Genomic DNA, 19,698 nt, shown 5'->3' with positions numbered 1-19,698 from the left:
TTTTAGGCTATACCCACAATCCATCTTGCATATGCAAAATCTTATCAGCAGTTTGTGCGAGCTGTTCATCATGGGTCACGATGAGCATTGCCATATTAAATTCTTTACGCAGATCGGAAAGCAATTCAAAAATTGTGACGGCAGTTTTACGATCTAAATTTCCAGTAGGCTCATCTGCCATCATCAATTTAGGTTGAGCCACTAAAGCCCGTGCAAGCGCAACGCGTTGTCGCTCACCGCCAGATAACTCACCTGGTTTATGCGTTAAACGATGTGATAAACCCACTTTATTCAACAAATATTCTGCACGTTCTTTTACTTCTTTAAAATTTGCATCTTTACGTAACATCAGCGGCATTGATACATTTTCTAAAGCCGTAAACTCAGGAAGTAAATGGTGAAATTGATACACAAATCCGAGGTGTTCATTACGTAGGAAACCGCGTTCAGCTTCACCTAAAGTGTCAAAACGCTGCCCATTAAGCATCACTACACCTTCGGACGGACGATCAAGCCCCCCTAATACATGTAACAGCGTACTCTTACCCGAACCACTTGATCCAACAATTGAAACAAATTGTCCTTGCTCAACAACTAAATCCAATCCCTTAATCACTTCAACAGTTGATTTACCATCTGTAAAATGTTTATGAATATTTTTGGCTTCTAAGACAATATTACTCATAGCGTAAAGCCTCTGCTGGTTGAACTTTGGCAGCACGCAGCGCTGGATAAATTGTTGCAAGGAAACTTAGCGCTAGTGATAAGCTAACAATCACCACCACATCTTGCCAACGTAGATACGATGGTAAATAGTTAATGAAATATGCATCGAACAAATTTAGTCCAAAAGCAGTGTTCAACCAGCCAATAAATCCACTAATGCTCGTTGCAAAGATGATACCTAGTGCTGCTCCTGCCAGTGTTCCTACAACACCAATCACCGTACCCTGTACCATAAAAATCTTAGTGATCGTTGCTGGTGAAGCACCTAAGGTTCTTAAAATAGCAATGTCAGATTTTTTATCAGTAACCACCATCACCAATGAAGATACAATATTAAATGCTGCAACCAAGACAATGAGGAAAAGTAAAAGGCTAACCATTGCTTTTTCCATCTGAATGGCACTAAAGAGATTGCCGTGCGTATAAGTCCAATTTGATGGATAGAAATTGCCTCGTAAATCCATAACAACTTCTTCAGCGACTTGTGGTGCTTTGAAGATATCATCTAGCTTCATACGGATACCTTGTGCACCATCCGGCAGTCTCAACAATGTCGAAGCATCATTTAGCGCGATGTAACCCATCATCGAGTCCACTTCCGCACCAATACTAAAAATACCGACAATTTTAAAACGTTTAAATCTTGGAACAACGCCAGCGGGTGATGGTGTCGCTTCAGGTAATACCAATGTTACATTGTCATTGAGACTTAAACCTAAAGCATCCGTCATCTGCTTGCCCAAAACAATCCCGAACTCACCTTTCTTTAATGAGTTGATGTCGCCTTGAACCATATGATTTTGAATAATAGATACATTTTTTTCATAGTCAGGCTCAATACCCGTGACCATTATCCCTGCAACCTGTCCTTGGGCTGTTAACATCCCCTGCAACTGTGTAAAAGGTGCAACACCCGTCACATGTTCATGTTGGTCTATTTTCTTTGCAAGCTCAGGCCAGTCTGTTAGAATTTGTGTAGAGGAAACAGTCGCTTGAGGTACCATTCCCAAGACACGGTTTTTTAATTCACGATCGAAACCGTTCATTACAGATAACACAGTAATGAGAACAGCGACGCCCAAAGTCAGACCGATCATGGAAACTAAAGCAATAAAAGAAATAAAGTGATTACTTCGCCGTGCGCGAGTGTATCTCAACCCTATATACAGCGAGATCGGTTTAAACATACCATCTAGTCCGAGGTGTTTTAATGGAAAATCTTCAGCATCAAAGTGGCAATATTGAAAGACGCGTCATGTCACGTATTGATGCTGCCTTAAGAATAAATTATCAGATCATCACGAAAGATGTCGCTTTGAATGATCCCTATGATTCAAATTTTGTACTACCGCGCTATTTTCTCTTACTTGCAGAATTAGATCAATTTGATCATGCGCTTATGTACGAATTAGAACAATTAAATCAAAAAGATCAACAAATTGCTCGGATATTATCCTTATTTAACCAAAAATTAAACCTGATTACGGGCTCACTTTACGACTCTATTGTACAAACCATGTTACCAGTACCTACTCAAGTCAATTTGTCTGAAACGGGTTTTAGTTTTTATGCTGAGCAACATATCCCTGAACAAACCTATATACATATCACATTGAGTCACCCTGAAAATGATTTTCATATCGCTGCAACTGCACAGGTTGTCTACAGCAATCAAGAAGAAAATGGGCTGTTTAGAACTGGTGCATATTTTCTAACGTTACATCCCCAAGACAAAGTAAAGTTAACAGAAGCCTTGAAGCATTTAAAAAACTCACAGAATCACTGAGCATTAAACTTAAGGTTTTAATACTTTTTGTTTAAATTTCCGATTCGCTTCTATATCCCGATAAAAATACATAAATAATCCCAGAAGTAGAATCATTGCTCCCAGTATCATGCCAAGCGTTAATTTCTCATGATTAAATGCAGCACCTATACCAAGTGCTAGAACTGGAGTCATTACATTTGTAAGGGACAATGTGGTGGGTTGTATTTTTTTGACCAAGTAAAAATAGCAAAACATAGCGACTAATGAAGCCATAACGACAGAATATATGATCGCAAGTAACGACTTCATTGAAGGTAATTCAGTAGGTAAGTATTTCCATATAAATGGCACAATTAAACATGCAACGATAGTAGAAACAAGTATTGAACCAGTCGCCTGAGCCATTGGTGCTACATCAGCATTTATTTTTTTTACCCAAAAAATTGACATTGCGTATGAAAAAACGCTGAGCAACATTAAACCAATTCCAATGGGATGGATATGTTGTGCTGATCCAGTAAAACTGATCACTACGAGCCCAGTAATCGCGACGATCATTCCTAACCATTGCAGCTTATGCAAATCTTGTTGAAAGATAAATTTTCCAATAAGCCCTGCCATAATTGGTGCTAATCCAAACATCAATGCAATCATGCCAGAACTTAGGTAATCAGTAGCCACATAAGTAAAAAATTGCGAACCAATCAAGCTAAATGACCCAGCAAAATAACTATGCAATGCAATTGAATTTAAAGGAAATTTTACCTTTAAAACAATGAGAAGTAATGCTGCGATAGGCAGTGCCAAGCCTAATCGAATCACCAATGCCCACATTAAGTAAATATCTTCTACACTCCATACAATCGCAAGTGGAGTTGTTGCCCAAATGATGACCAATAAGGCATAAATGAGCATAAGTTTAGATTTTTCTGGCATGTGAACTCGATTGATAAGATAAATCAGGCAGTTTTTCTTTTTTGTTTTTGAATCGTTTGATCCAAAGCACTTGAAAATTCACGCTTATCTCTTTCTGAAATTGGCGGTGGTCCACCGGTTTGAACGCCAGCCCCTCTCAAAGTTTCCATGAAATCACGCAAATGTAATCGTGCCTTAATATTAGCTTCTGTCCAAATTTCACCACGTGGATGAATTGCAACGCCACCCTTTTCGATGACTTGAGCTGCTAGAGGAATATCCTGCGTCATGACAATATCATGCTCTTTCATACGTTCGATAATTTCTTTATCAGCTTGATCTGCTCCACTCATCACCTGTATTGAATTAATACGAACAGAAGGAGTTATTCCTACATTTTGATTGGCGACAAAAGTTACTTCAAGTTGATAACGATCAGAAGCTCTTAAAATGACTTCACGCAAAATTTTAGGTAATGCATCAGCATCCACCCAGAGTTTAAATGGCAACACGCCTCTTTCCTTCGTTGTCTTACCACGTCATCTTATCAAATTTTACAGATGGCTGGTTTGATATGATGAATATAAAGCGGATCGTTTTTTTATAGTGAGGACCTTCTCTCCATGTTATTTAAATACATGAAAAATCTTATTGTTGTCAGTTTAATCAAAATTAAAACTAATTGATTGTTTTTGCTTAATGTATGAACGATTAAAACTTTTTTTGATACGAAGCTTTTGACAATTGAAATGTCTATCCTTAATATACAAGCACCTCGCAACGTCCCTATCGTCTAGAGGCCTAGGACATCGCCCTTTCACGGCGGTAACCGGGGTTCGAATCCCCGTAGGGACGCCATTATCGTTTCATACGATCACTCAATATTCAAAATTACTATTATTTCATTGAAGAATTGTAGTTTTTCACTACAATAACTCGCTTCATTTGTTTCGAATTTTCAATCCTATGCACTCATCTCCGAATGATGCTTCGCATCAGGGCAATTCTGCGCCTTTACAACGCGCTATGAGTACTCGACATCTGGTTATGATTTCGCTTGGCGGCGCAATCGGAACTGGACTTTTCTTAGGTTCGGGTGAAGTCATTGCACAAACGGGGCCTGTAGGTGCCATTATTTCTTATATCCTTGGCGGGATTATCGCCTACATGGTTATGCTGTGTTTAGGTGAGCTTGCCGTTCATATGCCTGAGTCTGGTTCGTTTGGTGCTTATGCCAAAAGATATATTGGACCAGGAACAGGCTATACCATCACTTGGTTATATTGGTTAACTTGGTCGGTTACATTAGGAACTGAGTTTACAGCCGCCGCCCTCCTCATGCAGGAATGGTTCCCAGATAGTTCCATGTGGATGTGGACTATAGTCTTTGGTGTATTCGTATTTGTTTTAAATATGATTTCCACAAAATGGTTCGCAGAATCTGAATTTTGGCTGGCATTAGTTAAAGTTATTACTGTTGTTGCATTTATTCTCTTAGGCCTACTCGCAATTTTTGGCGTAATTGGCTATCAAGGTTACGAAACGGCGCCTTTATTTAGCAATTTAACTGCTCAAGGTTGGTTCCCTGAAGGTCTATTCCCAATTTTTGCTACGATGCTTATCGTAAACTTCGCATTCTCTGGAACAGAATTAATTGGGGTTGCTGCTGGTGAAACTAAAGACCCAGCTAAAAATGTTCCTAAAGCGATTAATACAGCGATTTTTCGTCTGTTGATTTTCTTCGTAGGTACAATCATTGTAGTAACGTCACTTCTTCCACATCAAGAAGCTGGCTTAGCTGCTGAAGGTGTGAGTAGCTCTCCATTTGTGACTGTTTTCCAGCATATTGGTATTCCCTATGCAGAAGATATCATCCGTTTTGTAATTATTACCGCTTTATTATCAGCTGCTAACTCTGGTTTGTTTGCTGCGTCACGCATGATGTGGTCTTTATCTTACAAAAAGCAGCTCCCTGCAGTATTTTCTAGAGTGAATGCACGTGGTATCCCCTATGTTGCAGTGATCGTGACAATGATCGGTGGGTTACCAGGCTTATTGTCAGAACAATTCGCACCTGAGACTATTTTTACCAATTTATTAGGTATTGCTGCTTTTACAATGGTCGTTGTGTGGATGAGTATTTGTTTAAGCCAATTTAATTTCAGACGCGATTGGTATAAGCAAGGGCGCAAAAAAGAAGAGCTGGGCTTTGCTGCTCCATTATTTCCAATTGTCCCAATCTTAGGTTTTGTGTTCTGTTTTATCACATGCTTAAGTATGGTATTTGATCCAAGTATGCGTATTAGCTTTTTCGGGTGTTTAGCGTTCATTGCTGTATGCTATGCCAGTTATTACCTGTTTTATCACGATAAATCTTGATTTTGAAATAGCGACTTCGGTCGCTATTTTTTTGCTTAGACAGTTCCTATTTTCCCAATGCTTTTCTAATATTTCTTGGATATTTGATCTAAATTTAGCCTTTAAATTCAATATTGTTTTATTTTCATACGAACACACCATTTTTTTAATTTTTTTGCTGAAATGCGTTTGACACCCCCCTATTTTCACCCTATTATACGCCCACCTCTGAAACGTCCCTATCGTCTAGAGGCCTAGGACATCGCCCTTTCACGGCGGTAACCGGGGTTCGAATCCCCGTAGGGACGCCAATTTTCAGAAGTAGATTTTATTAAGTCCCTATCGTCTAGAGGCCTAGGACATCGCCCTTTCACGGCGGTAACCGGGGTTCGAATCCCCGTAGGGACGCCATTAATTTCAATTGAAATAACATGGTTTAAAATATATTTCTGTACTGTCCCTATCGTCTAGAGGCCTAGGACATCGCCCTTTCACGGCGGTAACCGGGGTTCGAATCCCCGTAGGGACGCCATATTCGAGATGATACATCTCATAAAAAAGCCCAAGCATTTAAGACTTGGGCTTTTTTTTATAACTTAGTCACCCTAAAAATCGAACACAAAATAAACAACATTATCATCTTTGCAGGTTATGGTGGTTTAAACCCTTAATAACGCTTGGAGAAGATGATGTTGGACAACACCGTACTTAATCCCCTAGCATCCCCATCACAATTAAATACAATTAGTCCTAAAACAAATAAAGACTGGGTTGAGTTTTTTTTAGACCCTAAAGTGAATCGTGAATGTAAAACAGAATATGCTGAAACCTATGTTCTTTCACTATTCGATCAACTCAATACGACTCATTTATCGTGGATTGATCAGGTAGACCAAGTTAGGCAACATATACAACACGAACATGATCAAACTTGTTCTAAATTTCAAAGTTATCTAGATCAACGAAAATCAGGCCTTGGGCGTGACTACTTTCCAACCATCTCTCATGCTTTAGAATTTTTATATAAAGTTGCTCCAGTTAAGTATGTAGATGGCTCATGGCTATATTCATCTCTTACGCACCCCTCTCTGTTTGAAAGCAAAGATCTAAGCTATATCTACTTAGAAGAACTTGGGTTGGGAGATGCTAAAGCAAATCATGTTTGCATGTATCAAAGCTTACTACGACATTTCGAGCTTGAACCGTACATTAATTATTTAGATGATATTTATTTTGAACAAGCCGCTGTTCAACTTGCTCTCGCATATATACCACATGATTTATTTCCACTGGTAATTGGATTTAACTTGGGTTATGAACAATTACCACTACACCTGTTAATCACCAATTATGAGTTAGCAGAACTTGGAATTGATCCTCATTATTTTAATGTTCATATTACAATTGATAATGCACACAATGGACATGCTGAAAAATCAATACAGGCATTTATTGATCATTATCATCAAGCTCAAGATAAATCAAAATATCTTGAATTGGTTAAAATGGGTTTCCAAATGAATGATCTTGGCTTGAGCTCAACAAATATCATCCAAGAAATTGATCTGACTCAAAGCGTTTATCAACTTCTGCAAAGAAAAGCAGTTGTCGGTCAACATATCCATAACCAAAAATGTCAATTTAATGGCAGATCAATTAACGAATGGCTCGCTCAACCTGAATTAATATCTGAATTTATTCAAATCTTAATTGATAAACAATGGATTATTAAAAACAGGCCTGTCGAAGAAAGTCGTTTTTGGAAACTTATTCACGATAGTGATGGCAAAATGTTTGGTGTGTTTAATGCAACTGAGAAAATGCTGATCAAAGACTGGATTCAAGGGGAATCATTAACTGTTCGTTTAAAAAGAATGCCTGTAACAGGAGATCAAAACTGGCTATCAAAATACAATAATCAACATGAACTTGAACAGATCAAACATCAATGTCATTCATTAGATGATATAAACGATAAACTCGCATTATTAATTCCATATCTATCACCTTACTATCATCCACGAGCGATCGGATTATGGTCAACCCAAGAAGTCTCTAAGTTACTTTTCCCTTTTCAAACACTTGCGCTTTAGTTTTAACTCGCCGCATAAAATAAGGAGCCATAAAGGCTCCTTATATGTATTGATTTATACTATGCAGATTTTCTTGAATTAACTTTGCCCTGAATGATAGCCTTCACATTTCCTTTTGCATAATTCAGAAAAACTTTTAAAGGTGAAAGTTTTGGATTAGGTTGATTACCCTCACCAATCGCTTTGAATTGTGCCGCATACCAAATAATTTCCATAATTGCCATTTTATCAATAAATGGAATCCCTGTTTTAATTGGTTTTACTGCATATCTAACATCGTGTCCTGCAATCAAACGATCAGTTAAATCCGTTTCTACAGCGAGTGGGCGTGCAATTCCAATAAAGTCACATGCACCACTTTCTAAAGCATCATTCATCCCTTTAACGGTTCTGAATCCACCTGTAACCATCAGTTTGCATTTTACTTCTTGACGTATTTTCTCTGCGAAATCTAAAAAGTAAGCCTCACGTGCAATGGTACTTGCTTTACGCTGTTCAGCTTTAGCACCTGCCATTGCGGGCGCTTCATACGTACCACCTGAAATTTCAATTAAATCGATACCTGCATCATCAATAGCTTTAAATACTTGAATCACTTCTTCTTCAGTAATTCCACCACGTTGAAAATCTGCGGAATTCAATTTCACTGAAACGATAAAATTCTCGGATGTTGCAGCTCGAACAGCTTTATAAATTTCTAATAAGAAACGCATACGATTTTCAATGCTTCCACCCCATTGATCATTACGCTTATTGGTCAGTGGCGATAGAAATTCACTTATTAAATATCCATGAGCACCGTGTAATTGAACACCTTCAAAGCCCGCTTTTTCGCAAATCGCTGCAGAGGTTGCAAACCTTTGGATTAGATCTAGGATTTCCTCATGCTCGAGAGCCCGTGGAGTAGCAAAGGTAGTAGCCAACATAGCACTAAATGGAACAGCAGACGGTGCAACAGTTTCTTTATTTAAGCCTTTAGGACACTGTCTGCCCGGATGAGACAATTGAACAAGCTGGACCATACCATAACGTTTACCTAGGTCAGCCCATGCCTTTAATTTAGGTAAATCTCGCTCATTTTCGACCACGACGACACCAGGCTCATTCTTCGCACGTAGATCAACCATCACATTTCCTGTGATTGAACCCCCTAAACCTCCTCTTGCCCAAGCTTCATACAAGCCTGTGTGCAAATGATTTGGTTCACCAGCAGCATTCGCTAGAGCTTCACTCATTGCGCCTTTAATAATGCGATTTTTGAAAGTTGTATTGCGAATTTGAATCGGCTCAGCAATTTTACTCATCTTGAAGTTCTCAATTTTGTGCTTATCTAAACCTAAAACCAATTAGGCGTGACTTCCCTGAATTTCAGTCTAGAATTGACAATCCTTCTTGTCAAATAACTTTTATAAACTATTTTGTATAAGATGTTGCGTATAAGCATGAATCGGTGCACGGAATAAACGTTCTGTCTCTTGAATTTCTAAAACTTTTGCATCTTTCATCACCATAACTCGATGGCATAACGCTTTCACAATTTTCAGATCATGACTAATAAAGATGTAACTGATCCCTGTTCTCTGCTGTATATCTTGAAGTAATTTCACCAATTTTATTTGTGTATTGCGATCTAATGCAGATGTTGGCTCATCCAGAATGAGTAATTGAGGTTTCAGAATAAGTGCTCTGGCCAGCGATACTCTTTGTCGCTGTCCACCCGACATTTGATGAGGATAACGATCAAGAAATTCTTTTGTGAGATTAACCTCTTCAAGGGCTTGAATCGCGAGATTTAATTTTTCACTCTTTCTCAATTTTTTTAATCTTAACCCTTCAGTTAATAACGACAAAACATCCATTCTTGGATTGAGACTCGAAAAAGGATCTTGAAAAACGAATTGAAAATCTTTTCGATGCGCTCTTAATTGCTTGTCAGACAAGTGATTGAGATTGATACAATTTAACTCAATGGTACCTGTTGACTCTATGAGTCGTGCAAGCGCGAGTGCAGCACTGGTTTTTCCAGACCCACTTTCACCTACAATACCAAGCGACTCTCCTTGTTTAAGCTGGAAACTTAAATCTTCCACCGCTATAAATTGAGTTTTAAATACATTCAGAAAATTCAGCTTAGGTGGATACCGCACTCGAAGATGTTCAGTATTTAAAAGTTCTTTGGCCTGTTCACTGATAGGTGAAATCGAATCAAACTGCTGATTAAGGAGCAGTCGAGTCAATTCATGGCGAGGCTGCAGGAATATTTGAGAGACATCACCCTGTTCAACTGTGACACCTTTAGACAAAACCAATACCTGATCAGCATATTGTTGCACCAACCTTAAATCATGACTAACCAAAACTAAGGCCATATCTTTTTGATGCGCTTGGTCTTTAATTAAATTTAAAATTTGCTTCTGTAGTGATACATCAAGGGCTGTTGTTGGTTCATCTGCAATTAAAATTTCAGGTTCCGAAATCAGAGCTGTTGCGATCATCACCCTTTGACGCTGTCCACCAGACAACTGATGTGGATATCGCTTGAGGATGTCTGATGAATTACCCAACCCTACATCACAAAGCACTTCTTCTATTTTTTTTCGAATGTCTTTTCTCTTAAGCCCCTTCGACCATAAAGGTTCTGAAATAATTTTTTCAATTGTATGTAATGGATTAAGTGCCGTCATTGGCTCTTGAAATATCATCGCGATCTTATTGCCACGTATTAAGCGCAACTGATCTTCGTGTTTTAGACGCAGATCTTCATTTTGAAATATGATTTCACCACTTAAGTCTAGAGCGCGATCTTGAAGACCTAGAAGACTTAGACAAGCTAGAGATTTTCCTGAACCACTTTCACCAACAATCGCTACTGTCTCACCCGCATTTAGCTGAAAAGACAAATCAGTTAAGATTTTTTGTTCATTCAACTGAATATTGAGCTTGTTGACTTCAAGTATTGGTTTAGCCTCTTGGATCAAATGCATCTCGAGCTGCCTCTCCAATATAAATAAGAATAGATAACACAACTGCTAGACTAAAAAATCCAGATAAAACCAACCACGGTGCTGATAGATTATTCTTACCCTGCAGTAAAATTTCACCAATTGAAGCTGTATCAGGTGGCAAACCATAGCCCAGAAAATCCAAGGCTGTAAGTGCGGTAATATTAGCGGTAAGAATGAAAGGAAGCTGTGAGAGTGACGAACTTATAGCATTGGGTAAAATATGTTTGATAATAATTTGACTATCTGTAGCACCGAGTGATCGAGCAGCTCGCACATAGTCCAAATTTCTGGCTTTCAGAAACTCTGCACGAACAAGACCAACTAACGCAGTCCAACCAAACATCAGCATAATTAAAAACAGCCAATATACGCTTGGTGTAAACATGCTCACTAAGATCATCACAATAAATAACATTGGTAGACCACCCCACACCTCTAACAGTCTTTGACCGATCAGATCCAACCAACCGCCAAAGTAGCCTTGGATAGCACCAATGGTAATTCCTATGAATGCAGATCCAATAGTAAGTGCAATGCCGAACAGCAAAGAGATACGAATACCATATATTAATCTTGCCAAGACATCACGACCTTGATCATCTGTGCCTAACCAATTCACGGAGGTCGGTGGAGATGGTAAAGCTTCTGCCAATTCATAATTAGGTGTTTGATATGAAAATGGGATGATAGGCCAAATCTGCCATCCTTGCTCATTAATCAATTCTTGAACAGCTGGATCTTTATAATCAGCCTCAGTCTCAAAGACACCACCGAATGTTGTTTCAGGATAAGGCTTAAAAATTGGGAAATAAATTTCTTCTTTATAATAAATAAGTATTGGTTTTTCGTTGGCAATAAACTCTGCCCCCAAGGATAAAATAAAGATCGCGATAAATAAAATGAAGCTGAAGTATCCGAGTCGATGTGACTTAAATTTTGAAACTCGTTGATCGAAAAGTGGAGACATTTTTATGCTCCTCGACGATCAAAATTGATTCTTGGATCAATCAATTGATATAGAACATCACTGAGTAATCTCAAAATTAGACCGACCAATGTAAAGATAAACAATGTTCCAAAAATCACGGGATAATCACGCTGCTGAATTGCCTCAAATCCAAGCAAACCCAAACCATCAAGATTAAATATAATTTCTACAAATAGATTGCCAACAAAAAAAATTCCGATCAGTGCTTCAGGTAATCCTGCTATAACGATCAACATCGCGTTACGGAAAACATGATTGTATAAAACGCGTTGCTCGGTCAAACCTTTAGCACGAGCTGCCGTCACATATTGTTTATTTAATTCTTCCATAAAAGAGTATTTTGTTAGATATGTAAGGGTCGCAAATCCACCTAATATAATAGTAAGGACAGGCAATGTAAGATGCCAAAAATAATCTTTAACTTTATCAATGAAACTGAGTTCAGCAAAATTCTCAGAGACCAATCCTTGTAATGGGAACCATTGTAAATAGGATCCCCCCGAAAAAATCATAATAAGTAGAATACCAAATACAAAAGTTGGCACTGCATAACCAACCGCCAATATTAAGGAGGTCGTTTGATCAAACAGACCGCCATGTTTATTCGCTTTTCTAATCCCTAGAGGAATGGCGATACTGTAGATCAGTAAGGTACTCCATAATCCAAGGGAGATCGTGACTGGCATTTTTTCCAAAATTAATGTTGCTACTGATTTATTTTTAAAAAAGCTCGTTCCAAAATCGAGTTGAAAATATCCTTTTAGCATTAGAAAAAAGCGCTCATGCACAGGGCGGTCAAATCCATATTGCGCTTTGATCTGCTCGACCATTTCAGGACTGAGTCCTCGTGTACCCTGATAATAACTCTGGACTTCATTGATATGAGATGTCGAACCAGACACAACACCAATGCCTTGAAATTGTTCAGCTCTCTGTATTGCCTGTTCTACAGGTCCACCAGGAGCAATTTGAACGACGGCGAAATTGATCAGCATTATCAAAAATAAGGTGGGAATGATCAGCAAAAGTCGTTTAAGTATATAAAGACCCATAAATTTAACCTTTAACGTGAGCCTTTACTTCGACCAAGATAAGCAGACACTTTGCGAGCTTGCTGTTGATCTACCCACCAATAATCTTCACCAACAGCGAGTTTGGGTTTAATCTGTGGTTGTTTATACATATTCCAATACGCATACCATTCACGATCATTTCCGTAAGTAAGTATCTGATAATATCCTGCACGTAATAAACGATCCAAGATACGTGTATTTAATATTAATTTTTCTCGATCGGGTGCATGAATAATACGTTGTATAATTTCATCTATAACGCTATTTTTCACACCAGAAAAATTATAATTTCCCTCTTCATCTGCAGCATGACTGCTCCAAAATTGCGCTTGCTCATTCCCAGGATTTAGTGATTGAGGCATCACCATCGTGGTTAAATCAAAATCATATTGACGCATCCGCTGTAAATATTGAGGCATATCGACTTGCCGAATCGAAACTTGAATACCCAGTTTTTTTAAATTTCGAATATAAGGCATGAGCGTCCGTTGTAAGCCCTCTTGATGAAGAAGCAATTCTAATTGAATTGGTTTTCCATCACGCGCATGCAAACTACCATTTTTAAATGAATACCCCTGCTCAATTAAAATTTTCCGAGCAGTGAGTAAGCCTTTACGATTGTAACCTGTACCATCAGTGACGGGATATTTCCACGCTTTTAATACCCCTTCTCGTTGTAAAGGATGTAACCGAGATAAATAAGGTTTTAATATTGTTAATTCTTTTGGACTTGGTACTGACTTTGCTTCGAGCTCACTAAACTGAAAATGACTTTGTAAACGTTGATATTGTTGATAAAACAATGCTTTATTTTGCCATTCAAAGTCATAAGCATAGGTCATTGCTTGTCTAAAATAGATATCGTTTAGCGGTTTTTTTCGTGTGTTAAAAACGATACTTTGTGTCGGAGCAGGGTTTTGTAAAGCTACACTATATTTTTTAACCAATCCTGAGTTAAATGCTGGAAAGTTGTATTCCGTCTTCCATTTACGAGCAAATTTCTCTTGGTGAAATGTATATTGTCCAGCTTTAAATCCTTCAAATGCAATGTCCGAACTACGGTAATAAACATATTTAATTTGATCAAAATTATAACGACCGCGATTTACAAGTAAATCCTTAGCCCAATAATGGGGATTACGGTGATAGGTAATACTACGACCAGCATCAAGATTTTTAATTGTATATGGCCCTGATCCTAAAATGGGTTTGAGTGTTGCTCGACTAAAATCTTTAGATTGCCAATCTTTTTTAGAAAAAATTGGCATCTGTGAAAGTATTGCTGGCATTTCAGTATTTCTTTCTGATTTAAATACCATTTTTACGGCATGTTTAGACAGAACCTGAATTTTATCTAAATCAGACAAATACATCTGTAAACCGGGATTGGTTTTAGTTAAATACATTTCAAACGTGAATTTAACATCCTCAGCCAGTACAGGAGATCCATCACTAAATCGAGCACGTGGATTTAAATGAAAAATCACAAATTGTGTTCGGGTTGGATCAAACTGAATTTTCTCAGCCAAAAGTGGATAAAACACATTTGGTTCATCTAATGACTTGGAAAATAGCGTATCGAACAAGTAATTTGTACCTTCAACCCAACTTCCTTGCCCATTCATACCGTTTAGATTATCAAATGTCCCATCAGCCGCTTTCACCAACTTTCCACCCTTTGGTGCGTCTGGGTTGGCATATGGCATCGCATCTAAATTCAGATATTTCGGTTTTGACTGTAAAGCAATATAAGGCGTCGTTTGAAGATTTGCCCATGCACTGATATGAATGGGCAAGAAGAGGAAAATAAACTTTGCTTTTGACAAAGTTGATGAAATGCACATCTCGATATGAAATTCCTGATTGCTTAAGCAGACTTAAGAATGTGGAACTTTAATCGTAGCACCAATCTGTAAAGGTGTGTTTGGTTTCAAACCATTCATTTCTGCAAGCTGATCAATGTCTATACCAAATCGATTCGCAATTCTGTACAGGGAATCACCACTACGGACTTTATAATCTGTGACCACTTTAGGAACTTGAATAATTTGGCCTCTTTGCAATCCAGCACGTAGGTTTAACTTATTGAGATCTGCAAGTTCTTTTGCAGTCATGTCAAATCGTGTAGCAATAACATGAAGAGACTCGCCTGATTTGACAGCATAATCCTCTGTATCACGCGATTTTGATTGACGGACTGGTGTTTTTTCTGTACTTGCAGCCGTCTTTTCAACATCGCCACTTACTTTTAATTTTTGACCAATTTGAAGGACTGATCTCGCATTTAGATCATTCTGCGTAAGTAATGATTGAAGCGGCATATCATATTGTCGCGCAATACTTGCTAAGGTCTCTCCACTCTTCACAGTGTGAAACTCCACTTTCTCAGCAACCGAATTATTTCGTGTCGAACTCTGCTTAGTGGAAGCTTTATTTTCATCTTCTTTCAAATTCAGCTTTTGCCCAACTTGTAAACCAGCATTCGTTCGCAAGCCATTCATTTCTGCTAACCGTGCAACAGAAAGATTATATTTGCTTGCAATGGCATTCAGGCTATCGCCTGATTGAACAACATATTGCTCTGGTACTTTAGATCCCGCTGGTACTTTAATGGTTTGACCAACCATCAATCCTTTTTCAATATCCAAATTATTCAGTGTCGCCAACTCAACAACGGTTAACTTATGCGCATTTGCAATGTTGTACAACGTATCTCCTCGTTGTACGCGGTAAGTTTCAGTCTGAATTTCAGGTACAGTTTTAGCATTACTCGCGCGAGTTGTTGATGAAGCTGTAGCAGATTGCACTTCTTCTAAAGGAACATTAATTTTTTGACCCGCGTACAGGCTACTATCAGCTTTCAGTCCTGAGCTTAATGACGCTAACTCTTGAGTCGAAAGTCCATATCGATCAGCGATTAACTTTAAGTATTCGCCACGTTTGACCGTATAAGATTTCGTTTGAACCTTAGTTAGCGCTTGTTCAGTTTTGCTTGATTTAGATGCTTGAGACTGGGTTAAATTTAACTTCTGCCCAACCAGTAAATTACTATTGATAGTTAGACCATTCAATTCAGCCAGTTGTTGGACACTTAAATCAAACTGGTTTGCAACACTAGTCAGACTATCATTTGCTTTTACAATATAACTTGCTGGCTTTATATCCGTTTTCTGGGCAGATGCTACTGGTTTAGCATCGTACAGATATAGGGTCGCACCTACATATAAGGTTGCATTTGGATCTACTTGGTTCCATTTTGCAATATCTCTCCAACTTACGCCGTTTTTCATTGCAATAATTGCCAGCGTGTCACCAGGGAGTACCGTATACGTACTACGTTTACCCTTAGGTGGTTCTACAACCACTTCACTTTCAGTTTTCTTAAATGCCTTACCTTGATTAAGCTGGGCTTCCTCAGAAGTAGGCAATGTACTTTCTGCTACAGATTTAGGATAAGCAAAGCCAACTTTAACTTCTGAACCTTGTCCTGCTGCCACAGACTGACTTGTCTGAATCGCAGTTAATTTAATCTTGCCATCTAAAGGATCGACGATCTCAGTACCTTGAGGTGCAATGGCACTAATCTCTCTAACGACTTCCGCTTTTTCTGCTTCAGTGGCCTGTGGCTCAATGACCGAGGCAATAATTTGATCAGAACTCGTAGTTGTTGTGGTTTTTTCAGATGCAATTGAAGCTAAGATTCTGGCTTTTTCTTCAGCAGTGATTTCGGGTTCGACACGTACAGGTTTAACATTTTGCGCCGGTGTAACAGCAACAGGTATACGAGGTGCGCTTGGCACCACTGCCGAAGCAGCAAAAGCTGCCAATGCATCAGAACCAGAAGGAGTCCTACCCTTCGAAGTTGAAATTGTTGTAGAAACTGAAGCTGTTTGAGTATTATTAACTGGCTTCACTGTTTGAGTTGCCAATACGGAAGCATTTGAAGCTTTTGGTGTATTTACTGTCGTTGTAATTGTGGTTGCTGGCGTAGATGTAGAAACAGGGCTTGAAGCGCTCGCCCATAGACCTGTACTGCTTGGTTTGAGTGCTTTCAGTTTACGATCAATATTTGGATTTAAATCTGCTGGAATTAAAATTCGCTGTGGACTTTGAGGATCAATGATATCACCACGATGCCCTGGATTCAGTTGATAAAGTTCTGCACGACTTAAGCCTGTCAGAGAAGCAATTTCGTTTAAACTCGCACCTGCTGGAACTGGAACTTCTCTAAAGTGAGGACGATTCGCAATTGGTGGTAATCTGACGCCATACTTTTCAGGGGATTTGATAATCTGTGCAACCGCAAGGAAACGTGGAACATAGTTCATTGTCTCTTGAGGCAAACGTAATGACCAATAATCTGTAGGCAAGCCAGCAGCCTTATTACGGTTAATCGCTTGTTGAATACGTCCAGGACCAGCGTTATAAGCCGCTAAAGCTAATTCCCATGAACCGAATTGGTTATATAAACTTCCTAAAAACTCGTAGGCTGCACGTGTAGACTCAACTACATCACGACGTCCATCATACAAATTGGTCTGTCTTAATCCATAAATACGACCTGTACTTGGGATGAATTGCCACATCCCTGCAGCTGCCGCTGAACTCGTTGCAGCTGGATCATAGGAACTCTCAATGACGGGAAGTAAAGCAAGTTCAGTAGGTAATCCACGGCGCTCTGCTTCCTTTACAGTATGATAAAGATAACGAGAAGCTCGAGCGGATAAACGATCCAGATAAGGCTGACGCGTAATAAACCAACTTCTTTGAGCATCAATCCGTGGATCCCACTTTGTTTCATCCATTTTAAAACCAACGGTCATACGTTTCCAAACATCGCCGTGTTTTAAAATAAGTAAACGATCACCTTCAACTGCACGCATATCAGTTGCAGATAAAAGATCTTCAAGTGAATCTAAGCTACTGGCATCTAACATGCCGAGTTGATTCGACTTTTGCGTCTTTGCAGAAGTGGGACTCGCTGTACAGCCAGTCATTACGCCTAATCCGGTTACTGCGGAAGTAATTACTGAAATTTTAAATAAAAAAGTTGCAGATGGCTGCCACACTGCGGTGGTTGTTTTAGACATACAAATTCCGAAAGACGCATAGTAAATTTATTGTATATAAGCCATTTTAGAGGAGCTCGTTGTTCAGGCAAGTCTCTTCTTGATGAGTAATTGCTTATAAATGTTACAAGACATTAAAAAATATCCAGTTATCGCACTGATGTTTCGCATTTACGTATACAATAAAATTTCCGAACTTGATGTTCAACACTTTATTCGATTGATTGGTTCAAACTATGTCTGAAATAACACTTTATGTTGATGGCGCATGTCGTGGTAATCCTGGGCTAGGTGGCTGGGGTGCTTACATCATCACTAAGGATACAGAACATAAAATATGTGGTGGTGAACCAGACACGACCAATAATCGTATGGAGTTAACCGCTGCAATCGAAGGAATCAAATTTTGTCCTGTTGATGCAAAGCTTATCATTTGGACAGACTCAAACTATGTAAAACGCGGTATTACTGAATGGATCAGTGGTTGGAAAAAGAAAAATTGGAAAGACGTAAAAAATCCTGATTTATGGCAAACTTTGGATCAAGTTTGTCAAGGTCGAGACATTGAATGGAACTGGATTAAAGGTCATGCAGGACATCCAGGCAATGAAATGGCAGATCAGTTAGCTAATCAAGGCGCTGACCAAACGGCTGAACAATTTAAAAATTCCCTGCAAGCGAATGATAAAAAAAAACAGTCTGAAGATTGGTTGCTCAATGATCCGTTTGGTTTAGATCTCAATGATCAAGATGAAGAAGTTGAAATTGATTTAGCAGAAAATGATGATCAAGCTGAATACAGCACGGACGAAGTCACCTCAAACTCCTCAGATATTATTAAGGATATTATTAAGACAGTTGATGCACAGGACTTAAATTCTGAATCTGTAGATCAAAGCGTTCCTCAGTTAGCTGAAAAATCGCATCCACATATTGTGGTCACACCTGCTCGTTTAAATTTACAGGGACCACGCCAACTGATTTTAGATACGGAAACTACAGGTTTTTATTATCAAGATACAGACCGTATTATCGAGGTAGGTGCGATTGAAATGATCAATCGTAAACTGACAGGAAGTTCAATTCACATTTATATCAATCCCAAAAAACCAGTCGGTGAATCTGAAGCAATTCACGGTATTTCTGATGATTTTTTGAAAGATAAACCTATATTTGAAGAAATCGCTGCTGAACTGTACGAGTACTTAAAAGGTGCAGAAATTATCGCACACAACGCAACTTTCGATATGAACTTCTTAGATATGGAGTTCAAACGTGCTGGCTTTGGTACGCTTTCAGAAGTCTGCGCAGTGACCGATACACTTGCAATGGCAAAAGCGAAACATCCAGGTCAAAAGAACTCATTGGATGCATTAGTGAAACGCTACGAAGTTCCACAGCGTGATCGTACCTTCCACGGCGCCTTACTGGATGCAGAAATTCTGTCAGATGTTTATTTAGCCATGACAGGTGGTCAAGTTTCATTTGATATCGATGCACTCTCAGCGCATGATCATCATTCTGAAACTGGACAAAATCAGTACCAAAAAATTGAGGTAGATTTACCAATCATTTATGCTTCTGATGAGGAATTAGCAGCACACCAAAAATGGATCGAAGATTACCAAGAAAAAAATAGTGAGCCGTGTTTATTTGCTAAATAATCTACCATCTGCTTGATTCATTTTGTAAAGTACGATCAG

14 protein-coding genes and 4 tRNA genes are annotated in these 19,698 nt (G+C 38.8%); 8 read left to right on the top strand and 10 right to left on the bottom strand.

Going from position 1 to position 19,698, the window contains the following annotated elements; translation table 11 throughout:
* Window positions 1-7: 7 nt before the first annotated feature.
* Both lolD and AC1M9I_RS03070 read right to left on the bottom strand, forming a co-directional pair.
* Window positions 8-685, bottom strand: a complete 678-nt coding sequence (lolD, locus tag AC1M9I_RS03075) for a lipoprotein-releasing ABC transporter ATP-binding protein LolD (protein WP_035266856.1) — start codon at window positions 683-685, stop codon at window positions 8-10.
* Complete coding sequence (locus AC1M9I_RS03070) at window positions 678-1,913, bottom strand: lipoprotein-releasing ABC transporter permease subunit (RefSeq protein ID WP_481591824.1); 1,236 nt, start codon at window positions 1,911-1,913, stop codon at window positions 678-680. The genes lolD and AC1M9I_RS03070 overlap by 8 nt, the downstream gene beginning before the upstream one ends.
* Before the next feature lie 23 nt (window positions 1,914-1,936).
* Between AC1M9I_RS03070 and AC1M9I_RS03065 the strand changes: the two genes are divergently transcribed.
* Window positions 1,937-2,512, top strand: a complete 576-nt coding sequence (locus AC1M9I_RS03065) for a PilZ domain-containing protein (protein ID WP_092766795.1) — start codon at window positions 1,937-1,939, stop codon at window positions 2,510-2,512.
* A gap of 9 nt (window positions 2,513-2,521) precedes the next feature.
* On the opposite strand, the gene AC1M9I_RS03060 is transcribed toward AC1M9I_RS03065, so the two are convergent.
* Window positions 2,522-3,430 carry a DMT family transporter gene (locus tag AC1M9I_RS03060; protein ID WP_481593046.1) on the bottom strand — a complete coding sequence of 303 codons (909 nt, stop codon included), beginning with the start codon at window positions 3,428-3,430 and terminating at the stop codon, window positions 2,522-2,524.
* A gap of 23 nt (window positions 3,431-3,453) precedes the next feature.
* A complete protein-coding gene (locus tag AC1M9I_RS03055; RefSeq protein ID WP_035266848.1) occupies window positions 3,454-3,921 on the bottom strand; it encodes a YaiI/YqxD family protein in 468 nt (155 codons plus the stop codon).
* A gap of 270 nt (window positions 3,922-4,191) precedes the next feature.
* Between AC1M9I_RS03055 and AC1M9I_RS03050 the strand changes: the two genes are divergently transcribed.
* The 6 genes from AC1M9I_RS03050 to AC1M9I_RS03025 all read left to right on the top strand — a co-directional run bounded on the left by AC1M9I_RS03050 (window position 4,192) and on the right by AC1M9I_RS03025 (window position 7,860).
* Window positions 4,192-4,267, top strand: a tRNA-Glu gene (locus AC1M9I_RS03050).
* Window positions 4,268-4,375: 108 nt separating this feature from the next.
* The gene (locus AC1M9I_RS03045; RefSeq protein ID WP_035266846.1) at window positions 4,376-5,788 is read left to right on the top strand and encodes an amino acid permease; all 1,413 of its coding nucleotides are present in this window, start codon (window positions 4,376-4,378) and stop codon (window positions 5,786-5,788) included.
* A 214-nt stretch (window positions 5,789-6,002) separates the two neighbouring features.
* Window positions 6,003-6,078, top strand: a tRNA-Glu gene (locus tag AC1M9I_RS03040).
* A 24-nt stretch (window positions 6,079-6,102) separates the two neighbouring features.
* Window positions 6,103-6,178 (top strand) — tRNA-Glu (locus AC1M9I_RS03035).
* A 45-nt stretch (window positions 6,179-6,223) separates the two neighbouring features.
* A tRNA-Glu gene (locus AC1M9I_RS03030) sits at window positions 6,224-6,299 on the top strand.
* Window positions 6,300-6,456: 157 nt separating this feature from the next.
* A complete protein-coding gene (locus AC1M9I_RS03025; RefSeq protein ID WP_481594358.1) occupies window positions 6,457-7,860 on the top strand; it encodes an iron-containing redox enzyme family protein in 1,404 nt (467 codons plus the stop codon).
* Between the two features lie 59 nt (window positions 7,861-7,919).
* Here the strand turns inward: AC1M9I_RS03025 and AC1M9I_RS03020 are convergent, their stop codons facing one another.
* The 6 genes from AC1M9I_RS03020 to AC1M9I_RS02995 all read right to left on the bottom strand — a co-directional run bounded on the left by AC1M9I_RS03020 (window position 7,920) and on the right by AC1M9I_RS02995 (window position 18,016).
* Window positions 7,920-9,164, bottom strand: a complete 1,245-nt coding sequence (locus AC1M9I_RS03020) for an NADH:flavin oxidoreductase/NADH oxidase family protein (RefSeq protein ID WP_481594359.1) — start codon at window positions 9,162-9,164, stop codon at window positions 7,920-7,922.
* A gap of 102 nt (window positions 9,165-9,266) precedes the next feature.
* Window positions 9,267-10,844, bottom strand: a complete 1,578-nt coding sequence (locus AC1M9I_RS03015; protein WP_481588949.1) for a dipeptide ABC transporter ATP-binding protein — start codon at window positions 10,842-10,844, stop codon at window positions 9,267-9,269.
* Window positions 10,822-11,832: an ABC transporter permease gene (locus tag AC1M9I_RS03010; protein ID WP_481610653.1), complete on the bottom strand. Its 1,011-nt coding sequence runs from the start codon at window positions 11,830-11,832 to the stop codon at window positions 10,822-10,824. The genes AC1M9I_RS03015 and AC1M9I_RS03010 overlap by 23 nt, the downstream gene beginning before the upstream one ends.
* 2 nt (window positions 11,833-11,834) lie before the next feature.
* The gene (locus AC1M9I_RS03005) at window positions 11,835-12,905 is read right to left on the bottom strand and encodes a microcin C ABC transporter permease YejB (RefSeq protein ID WP_481588947.1); all 1,071 of its coding nucleotides are present in this window, start codon (window positions 12,903-12,905) and stop codon (window positions 11,835-11,837) included.
* Window positions 12,906-12,916: 11 nt separating this feature from the next.
* Window positions 12,917-14,764 carry an extracellular solute-binding protein gene (locus AC1M9I_RS03000; protein WP_481594461.1) on the bottom strand — a complete coding sequence of 616 codons (1,848 nt, stop codon included), beginning with the start codon at window positions 14,762-14,764 and terminating at the stop codon, window positions 12,917-12,919.
* Window positions 14,765-14,803: 39 nt separating this feature from the next.
* The gene (locus AC1M9I_RS02995; RefSeq protein ID WP_481594361.1) at window positions 14,804-18,016 is read right to left on the bottom strand and encodes a LysM peptidoglycan-binding domain-containing protein; all 3,213 of its coding nucleotides are present in this window, start codon (window positions 18,014-18,016) and stop codon (window positions 14,804-14,806) included.
* Window positions 18,017-18,231: 215 nt separating this feature from the next.
* On the opposite strand from AC1M9I_RS02995, the gene dnaQ reads away from it, so the two are divergent.
* Window positions 18,232-19,659 carry a DNA polymerase III subunit epsilon gene (gene dnaQ / locus AC1M9I_RS02990; RefSeq protein ID WP_481594362.1) on the top strand — a complete coding sequence of 476 codons (1,428 nt, stop codon included), beginning with the start codon at window positions 18,232-18,234 and terminating at the stop codon, window positions 19,657-19,659.
* Window positions 19,660-19,698 lie beyond the last annotated feature (39 nt).

This window comes from Acinetobacter sp. ANC_7553 (genome assembly GCF_056779895.1).
The sequence above is the reverse complement of the archived record's forward strand: the minus strand, read 5'-3'. Positions and strand labels throughout refer to the sequence as shown.

What these genes read in the sequence shown, in the direction of transcription:
- lolD (WP_035266856.1), bottom strand. Translation starts at nt 685, where the DNA reads ATGAGTAATATTGTCTTAGAAGCCAAAAATATTCATAAACATTTTACA.
- AC1M9I_RS03070 (WP_481591824.1), bottom strand. Translation starts at nt 1,913, where the DNA reads ATGTTTAAACCGATCTCGCTGTATATAGGGTTGAGATACACTCGCGCA.
- AC1M9I_RS03065 (WP_092766795.1), top strand. Translation starts at nt 1,937, where the DNA reads ATGGAAAATCTTCAGCATCAAAGTGGCAATATTGAAAGACGCGTCATG.
- AC1M9I_RS03060 (WP_481593046.1), bottom strand. Translation starts at nt 3,430, where the DNA reads ATGCCAGAAAAATCTAAACTTATGCTCATTTATGCCTTATTGGTCATC.
- AC1M9I_RS03045 (WP_035266846.1), top strand. Translation starts at nt 4,376, where the DNA reads ATGCACTCATCTCCGAATGATGCTTCGCATCAGGGCAATTCTGCGCCT.
- AC1M9I_RS03025 (WP_481594358.1), top strand. Translation starts at nt 6,457, where the DNA reads ATGTTGGACAACACCGTACTTAATCCCCTAGCATCCCCATCACAATTA.
- AC1M9I_RS03020 (WP_481594359.1), bottom strand. Translation starts at nt 9,164, where the DNA reads ATGAGTAAAATTGCTGAGCCGATTCAAATTCGCAATACAACTTTCAAA.
- AC1M9I_RS03015 (WP_481588949.1), bottom strand. Translation starts at nt 10,844, where the DNA reads ATGCATTTGATCCAAGAGGCTAAACCAATACTTGAAGTCAACAAGCTC.
- AC1M9I_RS03010 (WP_481610653.1), bottom strand. Translation starts at nt 11,832, where the DNA reads ATGTCTCCACTTTTCGATCAACGAGTTTCAAAATTTAAGTCACATCGA.
- AC1M9I_RS03005 (WP_481588947.1), bottom strand. Translation starts at nt 12,905, where the DNA reads ATGGGTCTTTATATACTTAAACGACTTTTGCTGATCATTCCCACCTTA.
- AC1M9I_RS02995 (WP_481594361.1), bottom strand. Translation starts at nt 18,016, where the DNA reads ATGTCTAAAACAACCACCGCAGTGTGGCAGCCATCTGCAACTTTTTTA.
- dnaQ (WP_481594362.1), top strand. Translation starts at nt 18,232, where the DNA reads ATGTCTGAAATAACACTTTATGTTGATGGCGCATGTCGTGGTAATCCT.